This is a genomic window from Nocardioides nematodiphilus, assembly GCF_020216525.1.
Lineage (GTDB): Bacteria > Actinomycetota > Actinomycetes > Propionibacteriales > Nocardioidaceae > Nocardioides > Nocardioides nematodiphilus.
In genome coordinates this window covers 449447-470673 of record NZ_JAIWOY010000001.1, presented here as the reverse complement: position 1 = coordinate 470673, position 21227 = coordinate 449447, and the positions used below count along the sequence as shown (strand labels likewise).

Below are 21227 nucleotides of genomic sequence, written 5' to 3'. Positions count from 1 at the left end.
GGGCGGCGCCCGATGTCGGATGAGCGGGCTGTCGCGTCGAATGTCGGGGTTGCGCCGTACCCTCTTTTCTGTGCCCGTCGCGCCCGTCACTCCGCCGCCCTCCGTGAGCCTGGTGAGGCGCGCGCGCAAGATCGACCGGATCCTCGCCGAGACCTATCCGGACGCCAAGGCCGAGCTCGACTTCGACAACGCCTTCGAGTGCCTGGTCGTCACCGTCCTCAGCGCGCAGACCACCGACAAGAGGGTCAACGCCGTACGCCCGACGCTCTTCGCGGCCTTCCCGGACGCGAAGGCGATGGCCGCCGCCGACCGCGAGGTGCTCGAGCAGATCGTCGGCCCGCTGGGCTTCTTCCGAGCCAAGACCGAGAGCCTGCTGCGGCTGAGCGCGACGCTCGTGGAGGAGTACGGCGGCGAGGTGCCCGCCAAGCTGGAGCAGCTCGTCAAGCTGCCCGGCGTCGGGCGCAAGACCGCCAACGTCGTGTTGGGCAACGCATTCGGCATCCCCGGCATCACCGTCGACACCCACTTCGGCCGGCTCGCGCGGCGCTTCGGCTTCACCGAGCAGACCGACCCGGTCAAGGTCGAGCACGAGGTCGGTGCGCTCTTCCCCAAGCGCGACTGGACGATGCTCTCGCACCACCTGATCTGGCACGGCCGGCGGATCTGCCACGCCCAGAAGCCCGCCTGTGGCGCCTGCCCGGTCGCTAAGCTCTGCCCTGCGTACGGCGAGGGCCCGACCGACCCGATCGTCGCGGCGAAGCTGGTGCGGACCGAGGGGCGCAATTGATCGGCTCGCTCCTCCGGGCCGCCGCTGCTCTGCTCGTCGTGGTCCTGCTCTCCGCCTGCGGCGCGCCCCATCTGACCCCGCCGCCGCCCTCGGACATCAAGCTCGACGCCCCCGACATGGTCGCGACCAAGGCGAAGTCGCGGATCGAGGACTGCCCGAAGCCACAGACCGCGGCGGGCTCGGGCGGGCTGCCCGCCTTCACCATCCAGTGCCTCGGCGGCGGCCGCCCGGTCGACCTGTCGACGCTCAAGGGCCCGCTGGTGCTCAACTTCTGGTGGCAGGGCTGCGTGCCGTGCCAGAAGGAGATGCCGGCGCTGGCCGCCTTCTACAAGCAGTACGGCGACCAGGTGCCGATCCTCGGCGTCGACTCCACCGACGTCTACCCCGGCGTCGCGCTGAAGAAGGCGATCAAGTGGGGCGTCACGTTCCCGCTGGTCGGCGACCCGGGCGGCGACCTCCAGGGCACCAAGCTCACGATCAAGCACTACCCGTCGTTCTTCTTCCTCTCCGCCGACGGCACGCTCACCGGCCCGATCGAGGGCGGTCTGGACTCGGTCGACGAGGTCAAGGCCATGGTCGAGAAGCAGCTCGGGGTCAGCCTGTGACCGGCGACGAGACCGGCATCGTCATCCCGGACTGGCTCGACCCGATCCGTCGGGCCCTCGGCACGATCAGCGGCAGCGACCTGACCGCCTTCCTGCCGCCGGAGGACCACGACGCGCGCTCGTCGGCGGTGCTGATCCTCTTCGGCGAGGGCGAGCACGGCCCCGACCTCCTGCTCACCGAGCGCTCCCACACGATGCGCTCACACCCCGGGCAGGTGTCGTTCCCCGGCGGCCGGCTGGACCCCGGTGAGGGCCCGCACGAGGCGGCGCTGCGCGAGGCGTACGAGGAGACCGGGCTCGACCCGGCGGGCGTCGAGATCATCGGCGACCTCCCCGAGCTGTGGATCCCGCCGTCCAACAACGTCGTCACCCCCGTCGTCGGCTGGTGGCACGACCCCTCGCCGGTGCGGGCGAAGAGCCTGGAGGAGGTGCACGCGATCTACCGCGTGCCCATCGCCGAGCTGCGCGACCCGGCTCACCGGATCCGCGTACGCTCCCCGCGCGCTCCCGGCATGATCGGCCCGGGCTTCCTGATCGGGCCCGAGAAGGACGTGATCCTGTGGGGCTTCACCGGCGGGATCGTGGCGCGGCTCTTCGAGTTCGTCGGCTGGATCGAGCCCATCGGCGCGGCGCCGCTCATCGACCTGCCCGACTACATGCTGCAGGGGAGGACCAGCGATGAACGTCCTTGACTGGCTGCTCGTCCTCCTGGTCGCCGTCTACGCGCTCTCTGGTTACTGGCAGGGCTTCGTCACCGGCGCCTTCGCGACCACCGGGCTGTTGTTCGGCGGCTTCATCGGGGTGTGGCTCGCTCCCAAGGCGCTCGGCAACGCCAACCCCTCGGTGTGGGTCTCGCTCGGCGCGCTCTTCATCGTCATCCTGTCCGCGTCCATCGGGCAGGGGCTGCTGCAGTACGCCGGCGCGCGCGTGCGTGACCACATCACCTGGCGCCCGGTGCGCTTCGTCGATGCCGTCGGAGGCGCCGCGCTCTCGGCGGTCGCGGTCCTGATCGTGGCGTGGGCGCTCGGCGTCGCCGTCACCGGCACCCGGATCGGCGGCATCACGCCCCTGGTGCGCGGCTCGACGGTGCTCAGTCACGTCAACAGCGTGCTCCCGAACGCCGCCGCCCGTGGGCTGCAGGCCTTCAACAACGTCGTCGGCACCAGCTTCTTCCCGCGCTACCTCGAGCCGTTCGCGCCCGAGCGGATCGTCGACGTCGGCCCGGGGCCTGCGGCGCTCAGGCACGACGTGGACGTCGTACGGGCCTCCGACAGCGTGCTCAAGGTGCGCGGCGCCAGCTCGTGCGGACGCGGCGTCGAGGGCACGGGCTTCCTGATCGCCCCGGGCTACCTGATGACGAACGCCCACGTCGTCGCCGGCGTCACCCACCCGGGCGTTCTCATGGGCAGCGACAGCGTGGACGCGACCGTCGTTGCGTACGACCCCTCGCTCGACCTCGCCGTGCTCCACTTCGACAGCGGCACGCTGCCCGCGCTGAGCTTCGGCACCGCCCTCAAGCCGCGCGCCGGCGTGGCGATCCTCGGCTACCCGCAGGACGGCCCCTTCGACCTCGAGCCCGGCCGCATCCGCGCCGAGCAGCGGCTGCGCTCCCCGAACATCTACGGCAGCGGCACCGTCATCCGCGACGTCTACTCGCTGCGCGGCCTGATCCGCCCGGGCAACTCCGGCGGCCCGATCGTGGACGGTGACGGCCACGTCGCCGGCGTCGTCTTCGCCGCCTCGGTGACCGACAACGACACCGGCTACGCCCTCACCGCGGGCCAGGTGAGGAACACGGCTCAGAAGGCCGTGGGTCGTACGAACGCCGTGTCGACCGGCGGCTGCGCCGCCTAGCGCCACCGAGCTCGCAAGGAGGACCGGCGGAGCCGGTCATCGGTGGTGAGCGCCGGGCCGCCGGCCCGCATCCGGCACGGCGGACAGGCCGGTCGATCGCCAACCGACGCGAGCTGGCCGGAGACGCGACCGCCGAGCCGCACCAGGTGCAGCTCGGCGGTCCGACGTACCAGTGCGGCGTCACTTGCCGGGCTTGAGCGCCTTCGGGATCTCCTTGCCCTGGGCGATCGCGCGCTCCGGGGCCTTGACCTTCTTCACGCTCTTCACGCCGATGAACGCGAGCAGGCCGGCGAGGAGGACGTACAGGCCGAAGACGATCAGGAAGGACCAGTGCAGGCCGAGCCCGGCCCAGTGGATGAAGTAGGCGATCGAGACCGAGAGCATGATGACGGCGAGCACGAGGATGAACCCGGCGGCCGCGAAGAGGCCTACGCCGATGCCGCCCGCGGTCAGGCTCACCTTGAGCTCGGACTTCGCCAGCTCGATCTCCTTGGAGATCAGCGTGGAGATGTCGCGGCTGGCGTCGGCGACGAGCTTGCCGATGGTGGGCTCGGCGGCCGCGGGGGTGCGCTGCTCGGTGGTCATGAGGTGACCATACCGACCTCACGCATCTGAACGCGGCAAAGGTTCGCGACCTTCGGGATCGTGCCGCCCTGGACGATGACGGAGGCGAGCACCACGACGAAGACGATGTCGTAGAGATGATCGGCGCCCCCGGCGTGCGCCGTGACCGCGAACAGGCCGAGCAGGATGGGCACCGCGCCCTTGAGGCCGCCCCAGGCGACGAAGATCTTCTCCCCCGTGTGCAGCGTGCTGCGGCTGAGCAGCAGCGCCACCACGAGCGGGCGTACGAGGAGCACGCCGATCACGAAGAGCGCGAGCCCGATCCACACGGCGTCGGTGGTGAGGACACGGTGCAGGTCGACGGTCAGTCCCAGCGCGACGAACGCGACGATCTCGGCCAGGCTCGCCAGGCCCGAGGTGAACTTCTCGGTCGCGACCCGGTGCGGCACGTCGGCCTCGCCGATGATGACGCCGGCCAGCAGCACCGCGAGGAAGCCGGACCCGTCGAGGGCCGCGGCAGCGCCGTAGACGAGGAACGCGATCACGATCGAGCGCACCGGCCGCAGGGCGTCGTTCGTCAGCGGCACGTACCGCATCAGGGCGGCCAGCGAGGTACCGCCGGCGATGCCGACCACCACCCCGACGGCCAGCTGCAGGGCGAAGGCGCCGAGACCGTGACCGACCGCGCCCCAACCGGCGCCGGAGCTGCCCAGGATCGCGACCATCAGCGCGATCCCGACCGGGTCGTTCGCGCCAGACTCGCCCTGCAGGATCGTCCCCGTCGGCCCCTCGATCTCGCGTCCGGCCAGGACGTTGAAGACCACGGCCGGGTCGGTCGGCGAGAGCGCCGTGGCCAGCAGCAGCGACTCGCGCCAGCCCATCCCGAGCAGGTGAGCGGCGAGGGTGAGGCCGGCGGCGGTCAGCACCGTGCCGATGACCCCCAGCACGATGATCGTCGGCGCGGAGGACCGGAAGCGGGGCAGGCCGATCTGCATCCCGCCGTCGAACAGGATCACCACCAGCGCCACCGTCACCAGCCGCTCGTCCGCCAGGTAGGTGTGGTGGTGCAGGCTCGGGCTGATCTGAACCACCACGGCCGCGACGAGCAGGAAGATCGCCGGCGTGGGGATCCGGAGGGCGCGGCTCAGCCGGTCCCCGCCGATGGCGACGGCGGTGGCTGCGGCAAGGCACAGGAGGATGAGACCGAAAACGGGTCCGTCGTGCATCGGACGGTGGCTCCTAGGGTCGGTGACGTGGACGCCGACCAGACTTCCCGGCACACCTGCGGTTCAGCCTACGGGAACGGCGGCGGGGAGTGTCGTGCGCACCCGATGTGCACGACACTCCCCGCAGAAGGTGACCTCTCGAGCCACCACAGGTGACCTCTCGAGCCACCAGAGGTGACCTCTCGACCTACTCGTCGGTGGCGGCGGCCTTCCCTGCGGCGATGAGCTCCATGATCGAGGAGTCGGCCAGCGTGGTCGTGTCGCCCACCCCGCGACCTTCGGCCAGGTCGCGCAGCAGCCGCCGCATGATCTTTCCGGAGCGGGTCTTGGGCAGCTCGGGGACGACCATGATCCGCTTGGGCTTGGCGATCGGGCCGATCTCCTTGCGGACGTGGTCGGAGAGCTCCCTCTCGCAGTCGCCGGGGGCGCTCTCGCGCAGGATCACGTACGCCACCACGGCCTGCCCGGTGTCCGGGTCCGTGGCGCCCACGACCGCCGCCTCGGCGACGTAGGGGTGCGAGACGAGGGCGGACTCGATCTCGGTGGTGGACAGCCGATGGCCCGACACGTTCATCACGTCGTCGACACGGCCGAGGACCCAGATGTCGCCGTCCTCGTCCTTCTTCGCGCCGTCGCCGGCGAAGTAGTAGCCCTGCGCCTTGAACCGCGCCCAGTACGTGTCGACGTAGCGCTGGTCGTCGCCCCAGATCGTGCGCAGCATCGAGGGCCACGGCGAGGTCACCACGAGGTAGCCGCCGGAGCCGTTCGGCACGGAGTTGCCCTCGTCGTCGACGACGTCGACGGTGATGCCCGGGAACGCGCCCATCGCCGAGCCCGGCTTCGCGGCGGTCACGCCCGGCAGCGGCGTCATCATGGTCGCGCCGGTCTCGGTCTGCCACCACGTGTCGATGACGGGGGCGCCACCGCCGATCACGGTCTTGTACCAGACGTACGCCTCCGGATTGATCGGCTCTCCGACCGAGCCGAGCACCCGCAGCGACGACAGGTCGCAGGCCGCCGGGATCGCGTCGCCCTGCTTCATGAAGGAGCGGATCGCGGTCGGTGCGGTGTAGAAGAGCGAGACCTTGTACTCCTCGATGATCTTCCACCAGCGGCCGCGCTCGGGGGCGTCGGGCGTGCCCTCGTACAGGACCTGCGTGACGCCGTTGGCGAGCGGGCCGTAGACGATGTACGAGTGGCCGGTGACCCAGCCGATGTCGGCGGTGCACCAGTACACGTCGGTGTCGGGCTTGAGGTCGAACTGCGCCCAGTGCGTGTAGGCGGCCTGGGTCAGATAGCCGCCGGTGGTGTGCTTGATGCCCTTCGGCTTGCCGGTCGTGCCGGAGGTGTACATGACGTAGAGCGGGTGCTCGGCGTCGAACGCCTCGGGGGTGTGCTCGGTCGAGGCCGTCGCGACCGAGTCGTGCCACCACACGTCGAGATCGGCATTCCAGTCGATGTCCTGGCCCGTGCGGCGCACCACCAGCACGTTGGACACCTTGCCCCGGTCGCCGAGCTTCTCGATCGCCTCGTCCACGGTCGGCTTGAGCGCGGAGTGCGCGCCACGTCGCCAGCCGCCGTCGGCGGTGACGATCAGCTTCGCGCCGCAGTCCTCGACGCGCGCGGCCAGGGCCTCGGCGGAGAAGCCGCCGAAGACGACGGTGTGGATGGCGCCGATGCGCGCCGCGGCGAGCATCGCCACGATCGCCTCGGGGATCATCGGCATGTAGATGGCCACGCAGTCGCCGGAGCCGACGCCCATCGCCGCGTACGTGTTCGCGGCCTGCGCGACCTCGCGCTGCAGGTCGGTGTAGGTGATGGTGCGCTTGTCGTCCACCGGCTCCCCGACCCAGTGGATCGCCACCCGGTCCCCGAGGCCTGCCTCGACGTGCCGGTCCACGCAGTTGTACGCCGCGTTGAGCTTGCCGCCGGTGAACCACTGGTAGAACGGCGCGTTGTCGTCGTCGAGGACGCGCGTCCACGGCTCGGCCCACGTCAGGCGCTCGGCCGCCTCGGCCCAGAACGCCTCGCGGTCACCGGCGGCACGGGCGTACACCTCGGCCTTCACGTTCGCCGACTCGGCGAGCTCGGCCGGCGGCTCGAAGCGGCGGGTCTCGTGCAGCAGGTTCGACAGGGTCTCTTCAGTACTCACGGTGCGATCACTTCCAGGTCGAGACGGGTGAACGTGGCGCTTGCCACACTACTGGCGCCGGGTCGAGGCGACGACGCCCGAGAAGGACGTGAACCAGGCGACGAGCGCGGTGGCCACGCCGAACCAGCCGCCCGCCTTGGTCAGACCCTCGGTGGTGGTCAGGTCAGCGAGGCCGTGTGCAGCGTGCGGAACGTCGCTCGGTCCGCCTCGGTGCCGAGGTGGCCGGATCGTCGCCGCCAGCGGATCATGCGCGTCAGGTTACGTGTCCCAGGCCGTTCGGGACACTGCGCCCGTACGTCAGGACACGTGTCTCTGGTGAGCGGGTCGCGTCCGGCACGAGCGTGAGTCCCATGACTGATGAGACCCCCTCCCTCGCCCCGCTCCAGCGTCGCCGTCGTGCGGCCGCCGCGCTGCTCCTCGTCGCCGCCGTCCCGGTGCCGCTGCTGGCCACGGCCGCCCAGCCGGCCGACGCAGCGGGCCTGCACTGCACGCCGGCCATGAAGAAGATCCTCGGCGCGAAGGTCTGCGACGCGGCGAAGCCGCACAAGAAGAAGCACCACCACAAGAAGAGGCACCATCAGCCGACGAAGTCGGTCCACAAGCCGTACGCCGACCGCTGGATCGCCACCGTCAAGGGCCACGCCGTCTCCCTCGACGGGGACACCACCATCGACTGGGAGGCGAGGTCGACCTTCCTGCGCAGCTCCAACCCGGGCTCGCCGACGCTGTGGCGCGAGCTGCCCGGCACCGCCGGCGGGACCTATCACGCGAAGGAGGTCGGCGAGTACTGCACGTACGACACCACCGGCACGTTCGACAAGGTGCAGGGCGACATCGCGGTCCTGCCGTCGCTCAAGCAGTACTGGTTCGACTTCTTCGCCACCGGCAAGGGCATCCAGAAGCACATCTGCCAGGACGGCACGACCACCGAGGACTGGAACGTCATCGGCAACGCGATGAGCGGCGGCATGGGCGCCGAGCCGCAGATCATCCCGTGGGACTTCACCGGCGGCAGCGTCAACGGCTCCTCGCACAGCGTCGAGGACGGCATCTACGTCACCGACGTCACCTGGAGCCTCGGCCCGCAGTGAGGGAACAGTGAGGCCGTGAGGAGAAGTTGACCTCGGTCTGACGATCGTGAGGGCTGGCTGTGACAGCCGGCCCTCACGATCGGTGTCATGACTGGGATGACGACGCGCCGCACCGGCCGATGGATTGATGACTGGAAGCCCGAGGACGAGACCTTCTGGGCCACGAAGGGCGCGAAGATCGCCCGCCGCAACCTGATCTGGTCGATCTTCGCCGAGCACCTCGGCTTCTCGATCTGGGTGATCTGGAGCGTGAGCGCGGCCTTCCTCGCCGCGGTCGGCTTCGACTTCACGCCTCAGCAGCTCTTCTTCCTGGTGGCGATCCCGAGCCTCGTCGGCGCGCTGCTCCGGCTGCCGTACACGTTCGCGGTGCCGGCCTTCGGTGGGCGCAACTGGACCGTCTTCTCCGCGCTCGCGCTGCTGGTCCCGACGGCCGGCTTCGCGATCGCCGTCACCCACCCGGCGACGCCGTACTGGGCGTTCTGCGTGATCGCCGCCTTCGCCGGTCTCGGCGGCGGCAACTTCGCCTCCTCGATGACCAACATCAACTTCTTCTACCCGTCCTCGAAGAAGGGCACGGCGCTCGGTCTCAACGCCGCCGGCGGCAACCTCGGCGTCGCCCTGATCCAGTTCCTGCTCCCGGTGATGGTCGGCGGGGCCGGCATCTTCGGCCTGGTCTCCGCCCGCGAGAGCGGCATCCACCTGCAGCGCGCCGCGTACGTCTACGCCGTGCTCTGCCTGGTCGCCGCGTTCGCCGCGTACCGCTTCATGGACAACCTCGGCACGGCCAAGTCGTCCCCGAGGGAGCAGCTCCTCGCGCTCAAGAACAAGCACACCTGGATCATGGCGCTGATCTACATCGGCACCTTCGGCTCGTTCATGGGCTACAGCTCGGCGATGCCGCTGCTCATCAAGCTCAACTTCTGGCGCCAGCCGATCCCGGCCGTGCACGGCATCGGCATCAACTTCGCCTACTACGCCTTCCTCGGCGCCCTCGTCGGCTCGCTCACCCGCCCGCTCGGCGGCTGGCTCGCCGACAAGTACGGCGGCGCCCGCATCACCGTCGCCGCGTTCGGCGGCATGATCCTCGGCACCCTCGGCGTGCTCTTCGCGCTCAGCCACCTGCAGCCGCTGCCGGCCCCGCCGACCGGTGCCGCGCTCGCGGCGATCAAGGCCGACCCCGCGGGCTTCAGCTTCAAGCCCGAGCTGGTCGCGACCGTGCACGACAACTCCGCGGTCTTCCCGTGGTTCCTGCTGGCCTTCCTGTTCGTCTTCGCCGCGACCGGCATCGGCAACGGCTCGGCCTACAAGATGATCCCGGCGCTCTTCAAGCGCGACGCCGAGGTGCTCACCACCCCGGGCAGCCTGGAGCGGCACAACGCGCTGGTCGCGGCCGGCAAGCAGTCCTCGGCGGCGCTGGGCATCATCGGAGCGGTCGGCGCCCTGGGCGGCTTCCTCATCCCGGTCTCGTTCAACAGCCCGTGGGTGACCACGCCGCTGGCCGCGACCAAGTCCGCCTTCGTCGCCTTCACGGTCTTCTACGTGATCTGCGCCGTCGTGTGCGCCGCCGTCTACCTCCGCCCGCGCCGCGCGTCGTCCACCTCGCTCGCCACTGCTCGGATCTGAATGACCCACGCGAAGATGGACCGATCGCGCTGCTGCCCCCCGACGCCCGGCAGGGCGAGCCGGGGCGGGGCGTCGATCGGTCCGTCTTCCCGTCCCGGAAGGACGACATGACCGACTCACACTGCCCCTACTGCTCGCTCCAGTGCGGGATGGCGCTGAGCCCTTCCCGGTCGGGGTTGCAGATCGCGCCGCGCGCCGACCGGAACCGGACGAGCAACCCGCGTGGGGACGACGGGGCGCTGTGCCGCAAGGGCTGGACGGCCGGCGGTCTGCGCGGCTCCCGCGAACGGCTCACCAGCCCCCTGATCCGCGACCGCGCGACCGGTGAGCTGCGGGCGGTGGACTGGGACGAGGCCCTCGACGTCGTCGCCTCCCGGCTGGCGGCGCTCCGTGCCGAGCACGGTCCCGACGCCAACGCGATCTTCGGCGGCGGCGGCCTGACGAACGAGAAGTCGTACCTGCTCGGCAAGCTCGCCCGGGTCGCCCTCGGCACGAGCCAGATCGACTACAACGGCCGCTGGTGCATGTCGTCGGCGGCGAGCGCCGGCAACCAGGCCTTCGGCGTGGACCGTGGGCTGCCCTTCCCCCTGGCCGACATCGAGGAGGCCGACGTCGTCGTCCTGGTCGGCTCCAACATGGCCGAGACGATGCCGCCGGCGGCGCGCCACCTCGACCGGCTGCGGGAGCGGGGCGGGAAGGTCGTCGTCATCGATCCCCGTGTCACCCCGACCGCCGCGCGCGCCGACGTCGTGCTGCAGCCCGTGCCCGGCAGCGACGTCGCACTCGCGCTCGGGCTGCTCCACCTGATCGACGCGGCCGGAGCGGTCGACGAGACGTACGTGCGGGAGCGCACGACCGGCTTCGAGGACGTACGGCGCAGCGTCGCGTCCTGGTGGCCCGAGCGCGTCGAGCGCATCACCGGCGTCCCCTCCGGCGAGCTGCGCGAGGTCGCGGACCTGCTCGCCGGCTCCGAGCGCGTGATGGTCCTGACCGCCCGCGGCGCCGAGCAGCACGCCACCGGCACCGACACCGTGCTGGCCTGGATCAACATCGCGCTCGCCCTCGGCATGCCGGGGCGCCCCGGCGCCGGCTACGGCTGCCTCACCGGCCAGGGCAACGGTCAGGGCGGTCGCGAGCACGGCCAGAAGGCCGATCAGCTCCCGGGCTACCGCTCCATCACCGACCCGGCCGACCGCGCGCACGTCGCCGCGGTCTGGGGCGTCGACCCCGCCACCATCCCCGGCAAGGGCAGGAGCGCGTACGAGCTCCTCCAGGCGCTCGGCACCCCCGAGGGACCGAAGAGCCTGCTCGTGCTCGGCTCCAACATCGTCGTCTCCGCCCCGAACGCCACCGAGATCACCGCCCGGCTGCAGTCGCTCGACCTGCTCGTCGTCGCCGACATCGTGATGAGCGAGACGGCGGCCCTGGCCGACGTCGTCCTGCCCGTCACGCAGTGGGCCGAGGAGGGCGGCACCATGACCAACCTCGAGGGCCGCGTCATCCTGCGTCACCAGGCGATCACCCCGCCGGCCGGCGTCCGCTCCGATCTCGACCTCATCGCCGGCCTCGCCGAGCGGCTCGGGGCCCCGGGCGTGTGGCCGACCGACCCGGAGACCGTCTTCGAGGAGCTCCGCGCCGCCTCCTCCGGGGGCAAGGCCGACTACGCCGGCATCACGTACGACCGGATCCGCGCCGAGGACGGCGTCTTCTGGCCGTGCCCCGCGCCCGTCGAGGGCGAGGACCACCCGGGGACGCCGCGACTGTTCGCGGACGCCTTCGCGCACCCGGACGGTCGGGCCCGGGCGCTCGTCGTCGACCACCGGGGCCCCGCCGAGGAGGTCTCCGCGGACTACCCGGTCCACCTGACCACCGGCCGCGTGCTCGCGCAGTACCAGTCCGGCGCCCAGACCCGCCGCATCCGGGAGCTGCCCGACGAGGGCGCCTTCGTCGAGATCCACCCGCTGCTCGCCGGCCGGGTCGGCGCGCGTGACGGCGAGCCGCTGCTGATCCGGACCGTCCGCGGAGAGATGAAGGCACCCGCACGTGTCGTCGACACGATCAGGCCCGACACTGTCTTCGTGCCCTTCCACTGGGTCGGCGTGAACAAGCTGACCAACGACGCCCTCGACCCGTCGAGCCGGATGCCCGAGTTCAAGGTCAGCGCCTGCGCGGTGAGCGCATGAGCACGGCGGCACCGCAGAAGATCGTCGTCGTCGGCTCCGGCATGGCCGCGGTCCGGCTCGTCGAGGGCCTGGTCGCGCGCGGCGTCACCTCCGGGATCACCGTCCTGGGCGAGGAGCCGCACGCCCCGTACAACCGGATCCTGCTCTCCGCCGTCCTCGAGGGCACCCACCGTGCCGATGCGATCACGCTGCGCTCGCCGCAGTGGTACGCCGACAACGGCGTCGAGCTGCGCCTCGGCACGCGGGTGGCCGACATCGACCGGGTCGAGCAGCAGGTGGTGCTCGCCGGCGCGGAGCGCGTCGCGTACGACCACCTCGTCCTCGCCACCGGCGCCATCCCGAGCCTGCCGCCGATCCGCGGGCTGATCGGCCCCGACGGGATGCTGCACGAGCGGGTCCACGCCTTCCGCAGCCTCGAGGACTGCACCCGGCTCCTCGAGCTGCTCGCCACCGGCAGGGTGCGCCGCGCCGTCGTGGTCGGCGGGGGACTGCTCGGCCTCCAGGTCGCCCGCGCGCTCGCGATCCGCGGCGTCGAGACCGAGATCGTCGAGGGCGGCGAGCACCTGCTGCGCAGCCACGTCGACGAGCAGGCCGGCCGGATCCTCAAACGCAGCCTGACCGCGCTCGACACCTCGGTCTACACCGGGGCGCGCGCGATCAAGCTGATCGACAACCCGGCCGACGCCGACGGGGAGTGGAGCGTCGGGCTCAAGCTCGACAACGGCTTCACCCTCGACACCGACCTGGTCGTGCTGACCGCCGGCGGTCGCCCGAGCACCAGCGTGGCCCGCCGCGCCGGTCTCGCGGTCGCGCAGGGCATCGTCGTCGACAACACCCTCACGTCGGTCTTCGACGAGCACATCCACGCGATCGGCGACTGCGCCGAGGTGGACGGCCGCACGAGCGGCTTCGTCCCGCCGGCCTGGGACCAGGCCAACATCCTCGCAGCGCGGCTGACCGGCGCCGACACGACGTACGACGGGCACAAGCTGGTCGCCCGCCTCCGGGCGACGGGGCTCGAGGTCGCCGTGCTCGGCGACCCCGCCGACACCGTCGGCGCGACCGGTGAGGTCGCCGAGCTGGACGGCTGTGAGGTGGTTCAGGTCTCCAACCCGGTCAACGGCAGCCTGCGCAAGCTGGTCATCCGCGACGGGGTCATCGTCGCCGCCACCCTGATCGGCGATCTGTCGCGGATCGGGCTCATCACGCAGGCCTTCGACCGCGGCACCGTCCTCGGCCCCCAGGAGCCGGGCCAGCTGCTGATGGGCGTACGACAGGCCGCGGACGAGGGCGCTGCCCAGCTGCCCGACGACGCCGAGGTCTGCGCCTGCGCCGGCGTCTCCGCCGGCCGCATCCGGGGCTGCTCCTCGCTCGCCGACGTCAAGGAGCGCACTCGCGCCACCACCGGCTGCGGCGGCTGTGTGAGCGCCGTCATCGCGCTGCTGCAGGGAGCTCCCGCACCTGTGAGGGCGTGAGCAGACCGTGTCACATCTTGTAACAGCGGTGTCGTCTGGACCGAACAGAAGGTTCCTAGATTCCTCAGCATGAACACGCGGAAGACACTCGTCGTCGTCGGGCACGGCATGGTCGGCCACCGCTTCGTGCAGGCCGCCATCGAGCGCGGACTGACCGAGACCCACGACATCGTCGTCATCGGTGAGGAGAGCCGGCCGGCCTACGACCGGGTCGCCCTCACCTCCTGGTTCGACAAGGGGAGCGAGGCGCTTTCGCTGCTCCCCGAGGGCGAGTACGACGATCCCCGCGTCCGCCTGATCCTCGGCACCTCGGTGGACCTGATGGACCCGGCCACGCAGACCGTCACCCTCTCCGACGGCGCCGTCCTCGCGTACGACGAGCTGGTCCTGGCCACCGGCGCCGCCCCCTTCGTCCCGCCCGTGCCGGGTGTGGAGAAGGACAACGTCTTCGTCTACCGCACCATCGAGGACCTCGAGGCGATCACCGCCGCGGCCCAGAACGCCTCCAGCGGCGCCGTCATCGGTGGCGGCCTGCTCGGGCTCGAGGCCGCGAACGCGCTGCGCGGCCTCGGCCTGCAGACCCACGTCATCGAGATGAACCCGCGGATGATGAGCGTCCAGGTCGACGAGGCCGGCGGCAAGGTCCTCGGGCGCCACCTCACCGACCTCGGCATCACGCTGCACACCAGCAAGGCCACCGCCGCGATCACCGGCGAGGGCACCTGCACCGGGCTCGCCTTCCGCGACGAGGACGAGACCCTCGACGTCGACCTGGTGGTCTTCTCCGCCGGCATCCGCCCGCGCGACGCCATCGCCCGCGCCGCCGGCCTCGACCTGGCCGAGCGCGGCGGCGTCCTGGTCGACGAGCAGTGCCGCTCCACCAGCCACGAGCACGTCTGGGCCATCGGCGAGTGCGCCGCCCCCGGCGGCACGATGTACGGCCTGGTGGCGCCGGGCTACACGATGGCCGAGGTCGTCGTGGACGCGCTGCTCGGTGGCGGCGGCGCCTTCACCGGCGCCGACATGTCCACCAAGCTCAAGCTGATGGGCGTCGACGTGGCCTCCTTCGGCGACGCGTTCGGCGCCACCCCCGACTGCCTCGAGCTGGTCTTCAACGACGCCGTGGCCGGCATCTACAAGAAGCTCGTGATCAGCGAGGACGGGAAGCGACTGCTCGGCGGCATCCTCGTCGGCGACGCGAGCGCGTACGGGATCCTGCGCCCGATGGTCTCCTCGGGCATCCCGCTCCCGGCCAACCCGGAGGAGCTGATCCTCCCGGCGAGCAGCGGCTCGATGGATCTCACCCTCCCGGCCGAGGCGCAGGTCTGCTCCTGCAACAACGTCACCAAGGGCGACATCGAGGCGGCCGTCGAGGGCGGCTGCGAGTCCGCCGCGGAGGTGACCGCCCAGACCAAGGCCGGCGCCACCTGCGGCTCCTGCAAGACCCAGGTCAAGAAGATCGTCGAGGACTACTTCGCCGCCCAGGGCAAGGTCGTCGACAAGAGCCTGTGCGAGCACTTCCCGCTCACCCGCGCCGAGCTCTTCGACGTCGTGCTCGTGCACGGCTACAAGAGCTTCGACGACATCATCGCCGCCCACGGCACCGGGCGCGGCTGCGACATCTGCAAGCCCACCGTCGCCTCGATCCTGGCCAGCCAGCTGGGCGGCCACGTGCTCGCCGAGGGCCGACAGACCCTGCAGGACACCAACGACGCCTACCTGGGCAACCTGCAGAAGAACGGCACCTACTCGGTCGTCCCGCGCATCCCCGGCGGGGAGATCACCCCGGCCGGCCTGATCGCGATCGGCCAGGTCGCGGAGGAGTTCGGGCTCTACACCAAGATCACCGGCGGCCAGCGGATCGACCTCTTCGGCGCCCGCGTCGAGCAGCTCCCCGCGATCTGGGGCAAGCTCGTCGAGGCCGGGTTCGAGTCCGGCCACGCGTACGGCAAGTCGCTGCGTACGGTGAAGTCCTGCGTCGGCTCGACCTGGTGCCGCTACGGCGTGCAGGACTCCGTCGGCCTCGCCATCGAGCTGGAGCTGCGCTACCGGGGTCTGCGGAGCCCGCACAAGCTCAAGGGCGGTGTCTCGGGCTGCGCCCGCGAGTGTGCCGAGGCCCGCGGCAAGGACTTCGGGATCATCGCCACCGAGAAGGGCTGGAACCTCTACGTCGGCGGCAACGGCGGCGCCGTCCCGGCCCACGCCCAGCTGCTCGCCGGCGACCTGACCACCGAGGAGCTGATCCGCTACCTCGACCGGTTCCTCATGTACTACATCCGCACCGCCGACCGCCTCCAGCGCACCTCGACCTGGCTCGCCTCGGTCGACGGCGGCCTGGACCGGGTCCGCGCCGTCGTGGTCGACGACGTCCTCGGCCTCGGCGCCGAGCTCGAGCGGGCGATGGCGGTGCACATCGACTCGTACGCCGACGAGTGGAGCGAGACGCTCAACGACCCGGAGAAGCTGCGTCGCTTCGTCTCCTTCGTCAACGCTCCCGGCGTCCCGGACCCGGCGATCAGCTTCGGCACCACCCGCGGCCAGATCGTGCCCGATGCCGGGCCGGACGAGCCCGTCCTGCTCGGCGCGAGCATCCCGGTCGGGGGTGCGCGTCGATGACCAAGGACACCACCTCCCTCGTCCCGGTCTGCCCGCTCGAGGAGATCACCCGCGAGAGCGGCGTGACGGCACTCGTACACGGCAAGGCCGTCGCCATCTTCCGCACCCACAGCGGCGACGTGTACGCGTTGTCCAACTACGATCCCTTCTCGCACGCATCGGTGCTGGCTCGCGGCATCGTCGGCACCCGCACCGTCGCGGGGGAGCCGGTCGACTTCGTGGCCAGCCCGATGCACAAGCAGGCGTTCGATCTGCACACCGGACGGTGTCTCGACGACGGGACGGTGTCCGTGCCGACGTACGAGATCGTGGTCACGGATGGAATGGTCCTCGTAGGAGGACCCAAGGAAGCCCGATGAGGAAGGTGGACGCGTGAACGACGCTCTCTCCCTCGCTGGTTTCCACGTCGGCGTGACCGCGGCCCGCAAGGCCGAGGAGCAGGTCGAGATGCTGGAGCGCCGTGGCGCGAAGGTGACCTGGGCCCCGGCGCTGTCGGCCGAGCCCAACCGCGTCGACGAGGTCGCCCTGCGCGAGGCCACCGAGCGCGTCCTGGGTGGACCCATCGACATCTTCATCGCCACCACCGGCGTGGGCATGAAGGCGTGGTTCGAGGCCGCTGAGGACTGGGGTCTCCTGGACCGGCTCGTCGAGGTGGTCGCCCGCGCCGAGATCCTCGCTCGCGGCCCGAAGTCCGTCGGCGCCCTGCGGGCCCGCGGCCTGCGCGAGCTGTGGACGCCGGAGTCGGAGGAGTTCGACGACGTCCTGCGCCACCTGCGCGGCCGTGACCTCACTGGCAAGCGGATCGTGGTGCAGGAGCACGGTCAGTCGCTCTCGATGGTCGCGCACGCGCTGCGCCGCCAGGGCGCGGTCGTGGAGTCGGTGACCGTCTACCGGCTCGCGGCGGCCCTGGACCCGACGCCGATCTTCGGGCTGGTGGACCAGGTCGCCGACGGTGAGCTGGACGCGGTCACCTTCACCTCCGCGCCCGCGATCGCCGCCTTCATGGACGCCGCCGGCTCGACCGGGCGCCGCGACGACGTCATCGCCGCGCTGCAGGCCGACGTGATCGCCTGCTGCGTCGGCCCGGTGACCGCGGCCGCCTTCGAGATGTGGGGCGTGCCGACGATCTTCCCGGAGCGCTCGCGCACCGGGGCGATGGTGAAGTTCCTGGAGGCCGAGCTGCCGTCGCGCCGTGCCGGGCTGTCGCTGGAGCTGGCGGGCGGGCACGTCCTGCTGCTGCACGGCACCGACATCCTGCTCGACGGCGTCGAGGTGCGGCTCTCCCCGGCCCCGGCGGCGGTGCTGCAGGCGCTCGTGGCCCAGCCGGGCAACGTGGTCTCCCGGCAGGCCCTGCTGGCGATGCTCCCCTCCGGCACGGCCGGCTCCGAGCATGCGGTCGAGATGGCGGTGGCGCGGCTGCGCGCCGCCCTCGGCACGCGCGTGGTGCAGACGGTGGTGAAGCGTGGCTACCGCCTCGCCGTCGCGGACTGAGGCGCGCCTGGTCGTGGTCGCCCACGGCACCCGCAACCCGGTCGGCAACCACGTCGCCGCCCGGATCGCGGAGCTGGCCGGCGAGCGCTGCGGGGTGCAGGCCGACGTGGCGTACGTCGAGCTCTGTGAGCCGTTGCTCGGCACCGTCCTGGCGGGAACCGTCGAACGGTCGAGCGTCGTGGTCCCGTTGCTGCTCACCACCGGCTACCACGTCCGGGTCGACCTGCCCGACGCCGTCGCGAGTGCGTACGGTCCGACGAGCCTGACCGCGCCGCTGGGGCCGGACCCGCTCCTGGCCGCCGCGCAGGTCGAGCGGCTCGTCCAGGCCGGCGCGCGTCGCGGGCAGCCCGTGACAATGGTCGCGGCCGGCTCCAACGACCCCACCGCGCTGCCCGAGCTGCAGCGCGCCGCCGACCTGCTCTCCGGCGCCTGGGGCGGCCCGGTCCGACTGGCGACCCTCGGCGGCCTGGGTCCGCGCCCCGAGGACGTCGTGCGCCCCGGCGACGCCGTCTCCCCTTACCTGCTCGCTGCCGGCTTCTTCGCCACTCGCTGTGCCGACGGCGCCCGCGCCGCGGGTGCGGAGATGGTGGCCGACGTGATCGGCGTGCACGAGCGCGTCATCGATCTGGTCGCGGCGCGCTATCGCGCCGCCGAGCTGGCCTTGGAGCTCAGCGGAAGTCGATGAGGACCAGGTCGTCGCCGTCGGGGTCGCCCGGCGATCTGCCCGGTGATTTGCCCGGCGGCCGCGGGTGGATGCCGGTGCCGGTGCCGTCGACGACCACGCGGGGCAGGCGCATCGCGGTGTCGTGCATCGAGGACGGCACGTGCACCGGCTCTCCGATGATGATGGCCGAGGCAGGCTGGTGGGGCGGCTGCGGCGCCGGCTCGGGCGCGCGGCGTCGGGCATGCTCGAGGACGACCGCACGGAAGACCTTGCACGTGTACGGGAGCTGCATGCCGTCCATGCCGCGGCCGTAGTCGTCGTAGAGGGCCAGGACATCGCGGCGCTTGGCCTCGCGCTGCTCCTCCGGGAGGGTCGAGACGTGCGAGTTGGACATCACCAGGTCCTGGATCGTCTCGCGGTTCACGATCTGCCAGAACCGGAAGTCGTGCTGCTCGACCGCGCTGTACATCGCGGAGTCGTCGATCACCGTGGTCGGGTCGACGTCGCTGCGCTGGCTGGCGATCTGGGCGGAGAGCTTGCGCACCCACGGGATCCGGTTGTCGCGCTCGTTCCACAGCACGACCAGACGTCCGCCGGGCTTGAGCACCCGGCTGATCTCGACCAGAGCGGCCTCCTGGTCGAACCAGTGGAAGGCCTGCCCGACGATGACCGCGTCGTACGTCTGGTCGCCGACGGGGATCTCCTCCGCGGAGCCGACCGTGGCGCGCGCGTCGGGGAGCTTCGCGGAGAGCAGGTCGAGCATCTGCTCGTCGGGCTCGGTGGCGAAGACGTCGTGTCCGAGCTCGATGAGGACCTCGGTCAGCTTGCCGGTGCCGGCACCGAGCTCGAGCACCGTGAGCGGCCGCGACCCGAGGGCCCATTCGATCGCCTCGCGGGGATAGGTCGGCCGGCCGCGGTCGTACGAGGCGGCGACGGTTCCGAACGAGCGGGCGGGATCGGTCATCGGGGCCAGCCTACCGCCGCGTACCCTTCGGAATCGTGACTGAAGGACCCCTGGCCTGGCTCGTGTCGCTCGAGGGCGTCAACTCCGCGTTCGCCGGGGCGCGCGACGGCATCGACGTGATGCTGCGCGACCGCGGTCTGCGCCGCACCTCGCCTGACATGACGGGCGAGTCACTGCTGCGCGGCGCGCACGCCTCGGCGGTGCTCGAGGGCTCGGTGTCCTCGCTGGCCGAGGTGCGCGACGGTGCGGGCGACGCGATCGCTGCCGATGCCGTGCGGGTCTCCGTCGAGCTGCTCTCGCTGGTTCCGGTGCTGAAGCGCTCGCCGCTGCAGGCGTTCGCCCGGCTGCACGCGATCGCGGCGGCCGGCACGCTCGCCGCCGAGGAGCTGGGTCGACCACGCGGACCGGAGCAGGTCGCTCGGCTGCGCGGCCTCGGCGACCTCCTGTCGACGGACAAGACCACTCCGGCGCTGATCCTCGCCTCGATCGTCCATGCCGACCTGGCCACGGTCGCGCCGTTCGCATCGCACAACGGCCTCGTCGCCCGCGCCGCCGAGCGGCTGGTGATGGTGGCCCGCGGCGTCGACCCGACGTCGCTGGTCGTCCCGGAGGCGGGGCACCTCGCGCTGCGCGCGGAGTACGAGTCCAACCTGCGCGGCTACGCGTCGGGCCAGCAGGCAGGCATGCACTCGTGGCTGCTCTACGCCGCCGAGGCGTACACGGCCGGCGCGGAGGCCTCGCCGCTGCGGCGCGACGCCATCTAGGGACCCACATGCAGGTGGCACCCGATCAATCGAGTTGATCGAGTGCCACCGCTAACACGCGGACCGCAGCTACCAAGCGTGCATCGTCAGCTTGCTGTCGCGGGACTGGGCCCGTCGGCAAAGGCACCCTCACGGAGGGTAGATCGCCGCGTGGGTACTCCGGCCACGTGTTGGATCAAGTTGTCGTCCTGATCCCCTGTCTACGCCCCATGGGGGAGCGGATCAAGGGTTGACTTATCCGCCTTTCGGTGGGCTACCCGGCGCGGCGACGGGCGCGGGCCCCGGCCCACAGCACGCCGCCGATGGCGACCACACCGCCGACCGCGATCGCGGCCAGCGTCGGACCCGGCGCGGGCAGCTGGGTGCGCAGCGCCACGGGCTTCACGAAGACCAGGACCGGCCAGCCGCGCTCGCGCGCGATGCGGCGCAGCTCCTTGTCCGGGTTGACCGCGTACGCGTGCCCGACCTCGTCGAGCATCGGCAGGTCGGTGATCGAGTCGGAGTAGGCGTACGAGCGCGACAGGTCGTAGCCGCGGGTCGCGGCGAGGTCGCGGATCGCCTCGGCCTTGCCCTCGGCGTAGGCGTAGAACCCGATCTGACCGGTGTAGCGGCCGTCGGCCTCCTCCATCCGGGTGGCGACCACGTGGTCGGCGCCGAGGAGCTCGCCGATCGGCTCGACCACCTCGGTGCCGCTGGCGCTGACGATGACGACGTCGCGGCCCTCGGCGTGGTGCTGCTCGATGAGCTGGACGGCCTCGTCGTAGACGAGCGGGTCGACGATGTTGTGCAGCGTGTCGGCGACGATCTCGCGGACCGTGGCGACGTCCCAGCCGGTGACCAGCTCGGAGAGCATCTGGCGCATCTTCTCCATCTGGTCGTGGTCGGCGCCGCCGAGCACGTAGACGAACTGGGTGTAGACGCTGCGCAGCAGGGCCTTGCGGGTGATGAGCCCGCCGGCCTGGAACGGCTTGCTGAACGCGAGCGTGCTCGACTTGGCGATGATCGTCTTGTCGAGGTCGAAGAACGCGGCTTCGCGCATCGGGGCCGCTTCCTTCGCGTTCATGACTTTCATGGTAAGTGCACCATCGTCCAGTTTCTGTCCACATTGAGGCGTCCGGTGCTCTGATCCACAGGGACATCGGTCGCAGGTTCTGGACGCGATCGGCCC

Annotated in this window: 19 protein-coding genes; 13 read left to right on the top strand and 6 right to left on the bottom strand. The window is 71.3% G+C overall.

The features are described from left to right. Nucleotides 1-40 precede the first annotated feature (40 nt). From nth to KSO98_RS02290, 4 genes are read left to right on the top strand one after another with little or no spacing between them, the layout of a single operon-like run. Nucleotides 41-787, top strand: coding sequence for an endonuclease III (nth, locus tag KSO98_RS02305; RefSeq protein WP_225283426.1), 747 nt, complete (start codon nt 41-43; stop codon nt 785-787). Continuing rightward, nucleotides 784-1392 (top strand): TlpA family protein disulfide reductase, encoded by a 609-nt coding sequence (locus KSO98_RS02300; protein WP_225283210.1) that lies wholly within the window; start codon nt 784-786, stop codon nt 1390-1392. Before nth ends, KSO98_RS02300 begins: the two co-directional genes overlap by 4 nt. Then, nucleotides 1389-2084, top strand: a complete 696-nt coding sequence (locus tag KSO98_RS02295) for an NUDIX hydrolase (RefSeq protein WP_225283209.1) — start codon at nt 1389-1391, stop codon at nt 2082-2084. The genes KSO98_RS02300 and KSO98_RS02295 overlap by 4 nt, the downstream gene beginning before the upstream one ends. Further along, nucleotides 2071-3246 (top strand): MarP family serine protease, encoded by a 1176-nt coding sequence (locus KSO98_RS02290; RefSeq protein ID WP_225283207.1) that lies wholly within the window; start codon nt 2071-2073, stop codon nt 3244-3246. Before KSO98_RS02295 ends, KSO98_RS02290 begins: the two co-directional genes overlap by 14 nt. A gap of 180 nt (nt 3247-3426) precedes the next feature. Here KSO98_RS02290 and KSO98_RS02285 read toward each other — a convergent pair whose 3' ends face one another. The 4 genes from KSO98_RS02285 to KSO98_RS19020 form a co-directional block, all read right to left on the bottom strand. Continuing rightward, complete coding sequence (locus KSO98_RS02285) at nt 3427-3831, bottom strand: phage holin family protein (RefSeq protein ID WP_225283205.1); 405 nt, start codon at nt 3829-3831, stop codon at nt 3427-3429. Then, nucleotides 3828-5036 (bottom strand): cation:proton antiporter domain-containing protein, encoded by a 1209-nt coding sequence (locus KSO98_RS02280; protein WP_225283203.1) that lies wholly within the window; start codon nt 5034-5036, stop codon nt 3828-3830. The genes KSO98_RS02285 and KSO98_RS02280 overlap by 4 nt, the downstream gene beginning before the upstream one ends. Before the next feature lie 187 nt (nt 5037-5223). Then, nucleotides 5224-7188: an acetate--CoA ligase gene (acs, locus tag KSO98_RS02275; RefSeq protein ID WP_225283201.1), complete on the bottom strand. Its 1965-nt coding sequence runs from the start codon at nt 7186-7188 to the stop codon at nt 5224-5226. Between the two features lie 48 nt (nt 7189-7236). After that, entirely contained in the window at nt 7237-7332 is a 96-nt protein-coding gene (locus KSO98_RS19020) for a hypothetical protein (RefSeq protein WP_372457761.1), read from the bottom strand. A gap of 206 nt (nt 7333-7538) precedes the next feature. Between KSO98_RS19020 and KSO98_RS02265 the strand changes: the two genes are divergently transcribed. The 8 genes from KSO98_RS02265 to KSO98_RS02230 all read left to right on the top strand — a co-directional run bounded on the left by KSO98_RS02265 (nt 7539) and on the right by KSO98_RS02230 (nt 18352). After that, nucleotides 7539-8279 carry a hypothetical protein gene (locus tag KSO98_RS02265; protein WP_225283199.1) on the top strand — a complete coding sequence of 247 codons (741 nt, stop codon included), beginning with the start codon at nt 7539-7541 and terminating at the stop codon, nt 8277-8279. Between the two features lie 87 nt (nt 8280-8366). Continuing rightward, nucleotides 8367-9902, top strand: coding sequence for an MFS transporter (locus KSO98_RS02260; protein ID WP_225283198.1), 1536 nt, complete (start codon nt 8367-8369; stop codon nt 9900-9902). 107 nt (nt 9903-10009) lie between these two features. Further along, nucleotides 10010-12085, top strand: coding sequence for a molybdopterin oxidoreductase family protein (locus tag KSO98_RS02255; protein WP_225283197.1), 2076 nt, complete (start codon nt 10010-10012; stop codon nt 12083-12085). Further along, complete coding sequence (locus KSO98_RS02250; protein WP_225283196.1) at nt 12082-13560, top strand: FAD-dependent oxidoreductase; 1479 nt, start codon at nt 12082-12084, stop codon at nt 13558-13560. The genes KSO98_RS02255 and KSO98_RS02250 overlap by 4 nt, the downstream gene beginning before the upstream one ends. Nucleotides 13561-13629: 69 nt before the next feature. Beyond that, on the top strand, nt 13630-16176 hold the full coding sequence (nirB, locus tag KSO98_RS02245) for a nitrite reductase large subunit NirB (protein ID WP_225283195.1): 2547 nt from the start codon (nt 13630-13632) through the stop codon (nt 16174-16176). Then, complete coding sequence (gene nirD / locus KSO98_RS02240; RefSeq protein ID WP_225283194.1) at nt 16173-16535, top strand: nitrite reductase small subunit NirD; 363 nt, start codon at nt 16173-16175, stop codon at nt 16533-16535. Before nirB ends, nirD begins: the two co-directional genes overlap by 4 nt. 13 nt (nt 16536-16548) lie before the next feature. Continuing rightward, nucleotides 16549-17667: a uroporphyrinogen-III synthase gene (locus KSO98_RS02235; protein ID WP_225283193.1), complete on the top strand. Its 1119-nt coding sequence runs from the start codon at nt 16549-16551 to the stop codon at nt 17665-17667. Beyond that, entirely contained in the window at nt 17639-18352 is a 714-nt protein-coding gene (locus KSO98_RS02230; protein WP_225283192.1) for a sirohydrochlorin chelatase, read from the top strand. Before KSO98_RS02235 ends, KSO98_RS02230 begins: the two co-directional genes overlap by 29 nt. Here the strand turns inward: KSO98_RS02230 and KSO98_RS02225 are convergent. Then, entirely contained in the window at nt 18336-19295 is a 960-nt protein-coding gene (locus KSO98_RS02225; RefSeq protein ID WP_225283191.1) for a class I SAM-dependent methyltransferase, read from the bottom strand. The genes KSO98_RS02230 and KSO98_RS02225 overlap by 17 nt on opposite strands. A gap of 35 nt (nt 19296-19330) precedes the next feature. On the opposite strand from KSO98_RS02225, the gene KSO98_RS02220 reads away from it, so the two are divergent. Next, nucleotides 19331-20059: a Fic family protein gene (locus KSO98_RS02220; protein ID WP_225283189.1), complete on the top strand. Its 729-nt coding sequence runs from the start codon at nt 19331-19333 to the stop codon at nt 20057-20059. Nucleotides 20060-20312: 253 nt separating this feature from the next. On the opposite strand, the gene KSO98_RS02215 is transcribed toward KSO98_RS02220, so the two are convergent. Next, nucleotides 20313-21122 (bottom strand): HAD family hydrolase, encoded by an 810-nt coding sequence (locus tag KSO98_RS02215; RefSeq protein ID WP_225283188.1) that lies wholly within the window; start codon nt 21120-21122, stop codon nt 20313-20315. Nucleotides 21123-21227: the final 105 nt, after the last annotated feature.

What these genes read in the sequence shown, in the direction of transcription:
- KSO98_RS02215 (WP_225283188.1), bottom strand. Translation starts at nt 21,122, where the DNA reads ATGAACGCGAAGGAAGCGGCCCCGATGCGCGAAGCCGCGTTCTTCGAC.
- nirD (WP_225283194.1), top strand. Translation starts at nt 16,173, where the DNA reads ATGACCAAGGACACCACCTCCCTCGTCCCGGTCTGCCCGCTCGAGGAG.
- KSO98_RS02255 (WP_225283197.1), top strand. Translation starts at nt 10,010, where the DNA reads ATGACCGACTCACACTGCCCCTACTGCTCGCTCCAGTGCGGGATGGCG.
- nth (WP_225283426.1), top strand. Translation starts at nt 41, where the DNA reads ATGTCGGGGTTGCGCCGTACCCTCTTTTCTGTGCCCGTCGCGCCCGTC.
- KSO98_RS02290 (WP_225283207.1), top strand. Translation starts at nt 2,071, where the DNA reads ATGAACGTCCTTGACTGGCTGCTCGTCCTCCTGGTCGCCGTCTACGCG.
- KSO98_RS02250 (WP_225283196.1), top strand. Translation starts at nt 12,082, where the DNA reads ATGAGCACGGCGGCACCGCAGAAGATCGTCGTCGTCGGCTCCGGCATG.
- KSO98_RS02280 (WP_225283203.1), bottom strand. Translation starts at nt 5,036, where the DNA reads ATGCACGACGGACCCGTTTTCGGTCTCATCCTCCTGTGCCTTGCCGCA.
- KSO98_RS02285 (WP_225283205.1), bottom strand. Translation starts at nt 3,831, where the DNA reads ATGACCACCGAGCAGCGCACCCCCGCGGCCGCCGAGCCCACCATCGGC.
- KSO98_RS02225 (WP_225283191.1), bottom strand. Translation starts at nt 19,295, where the DNA reads ATGACCGATCCCGCCCGCTCGTTCGGAACCGTCGCCGCCTCGTACGAC.
- KSO98_RS02260 (WP_225283198.1), top strand. Translation starts at nt 8,367, where the DNA reads ATGACTGGGATGACGACGCGCCGCACCGGCCGATGGATTGATGACTGG.
- nirB (WP_225283195.1), top strand. Translation starts at nt 13,630, where the DNA reads ATGAACACGCGGAAGACACTCGTCGTCGTCGGGCACGGCATGGTCGGC.
- KSO98_RS02265 (WP_225283199.1), top strand. Translation starts at nt 7,539, where the DNA reads ATGACTGATGAGACCCCCTCCCTCGCCCCGCTCCAGCGTCGCCGTCGT.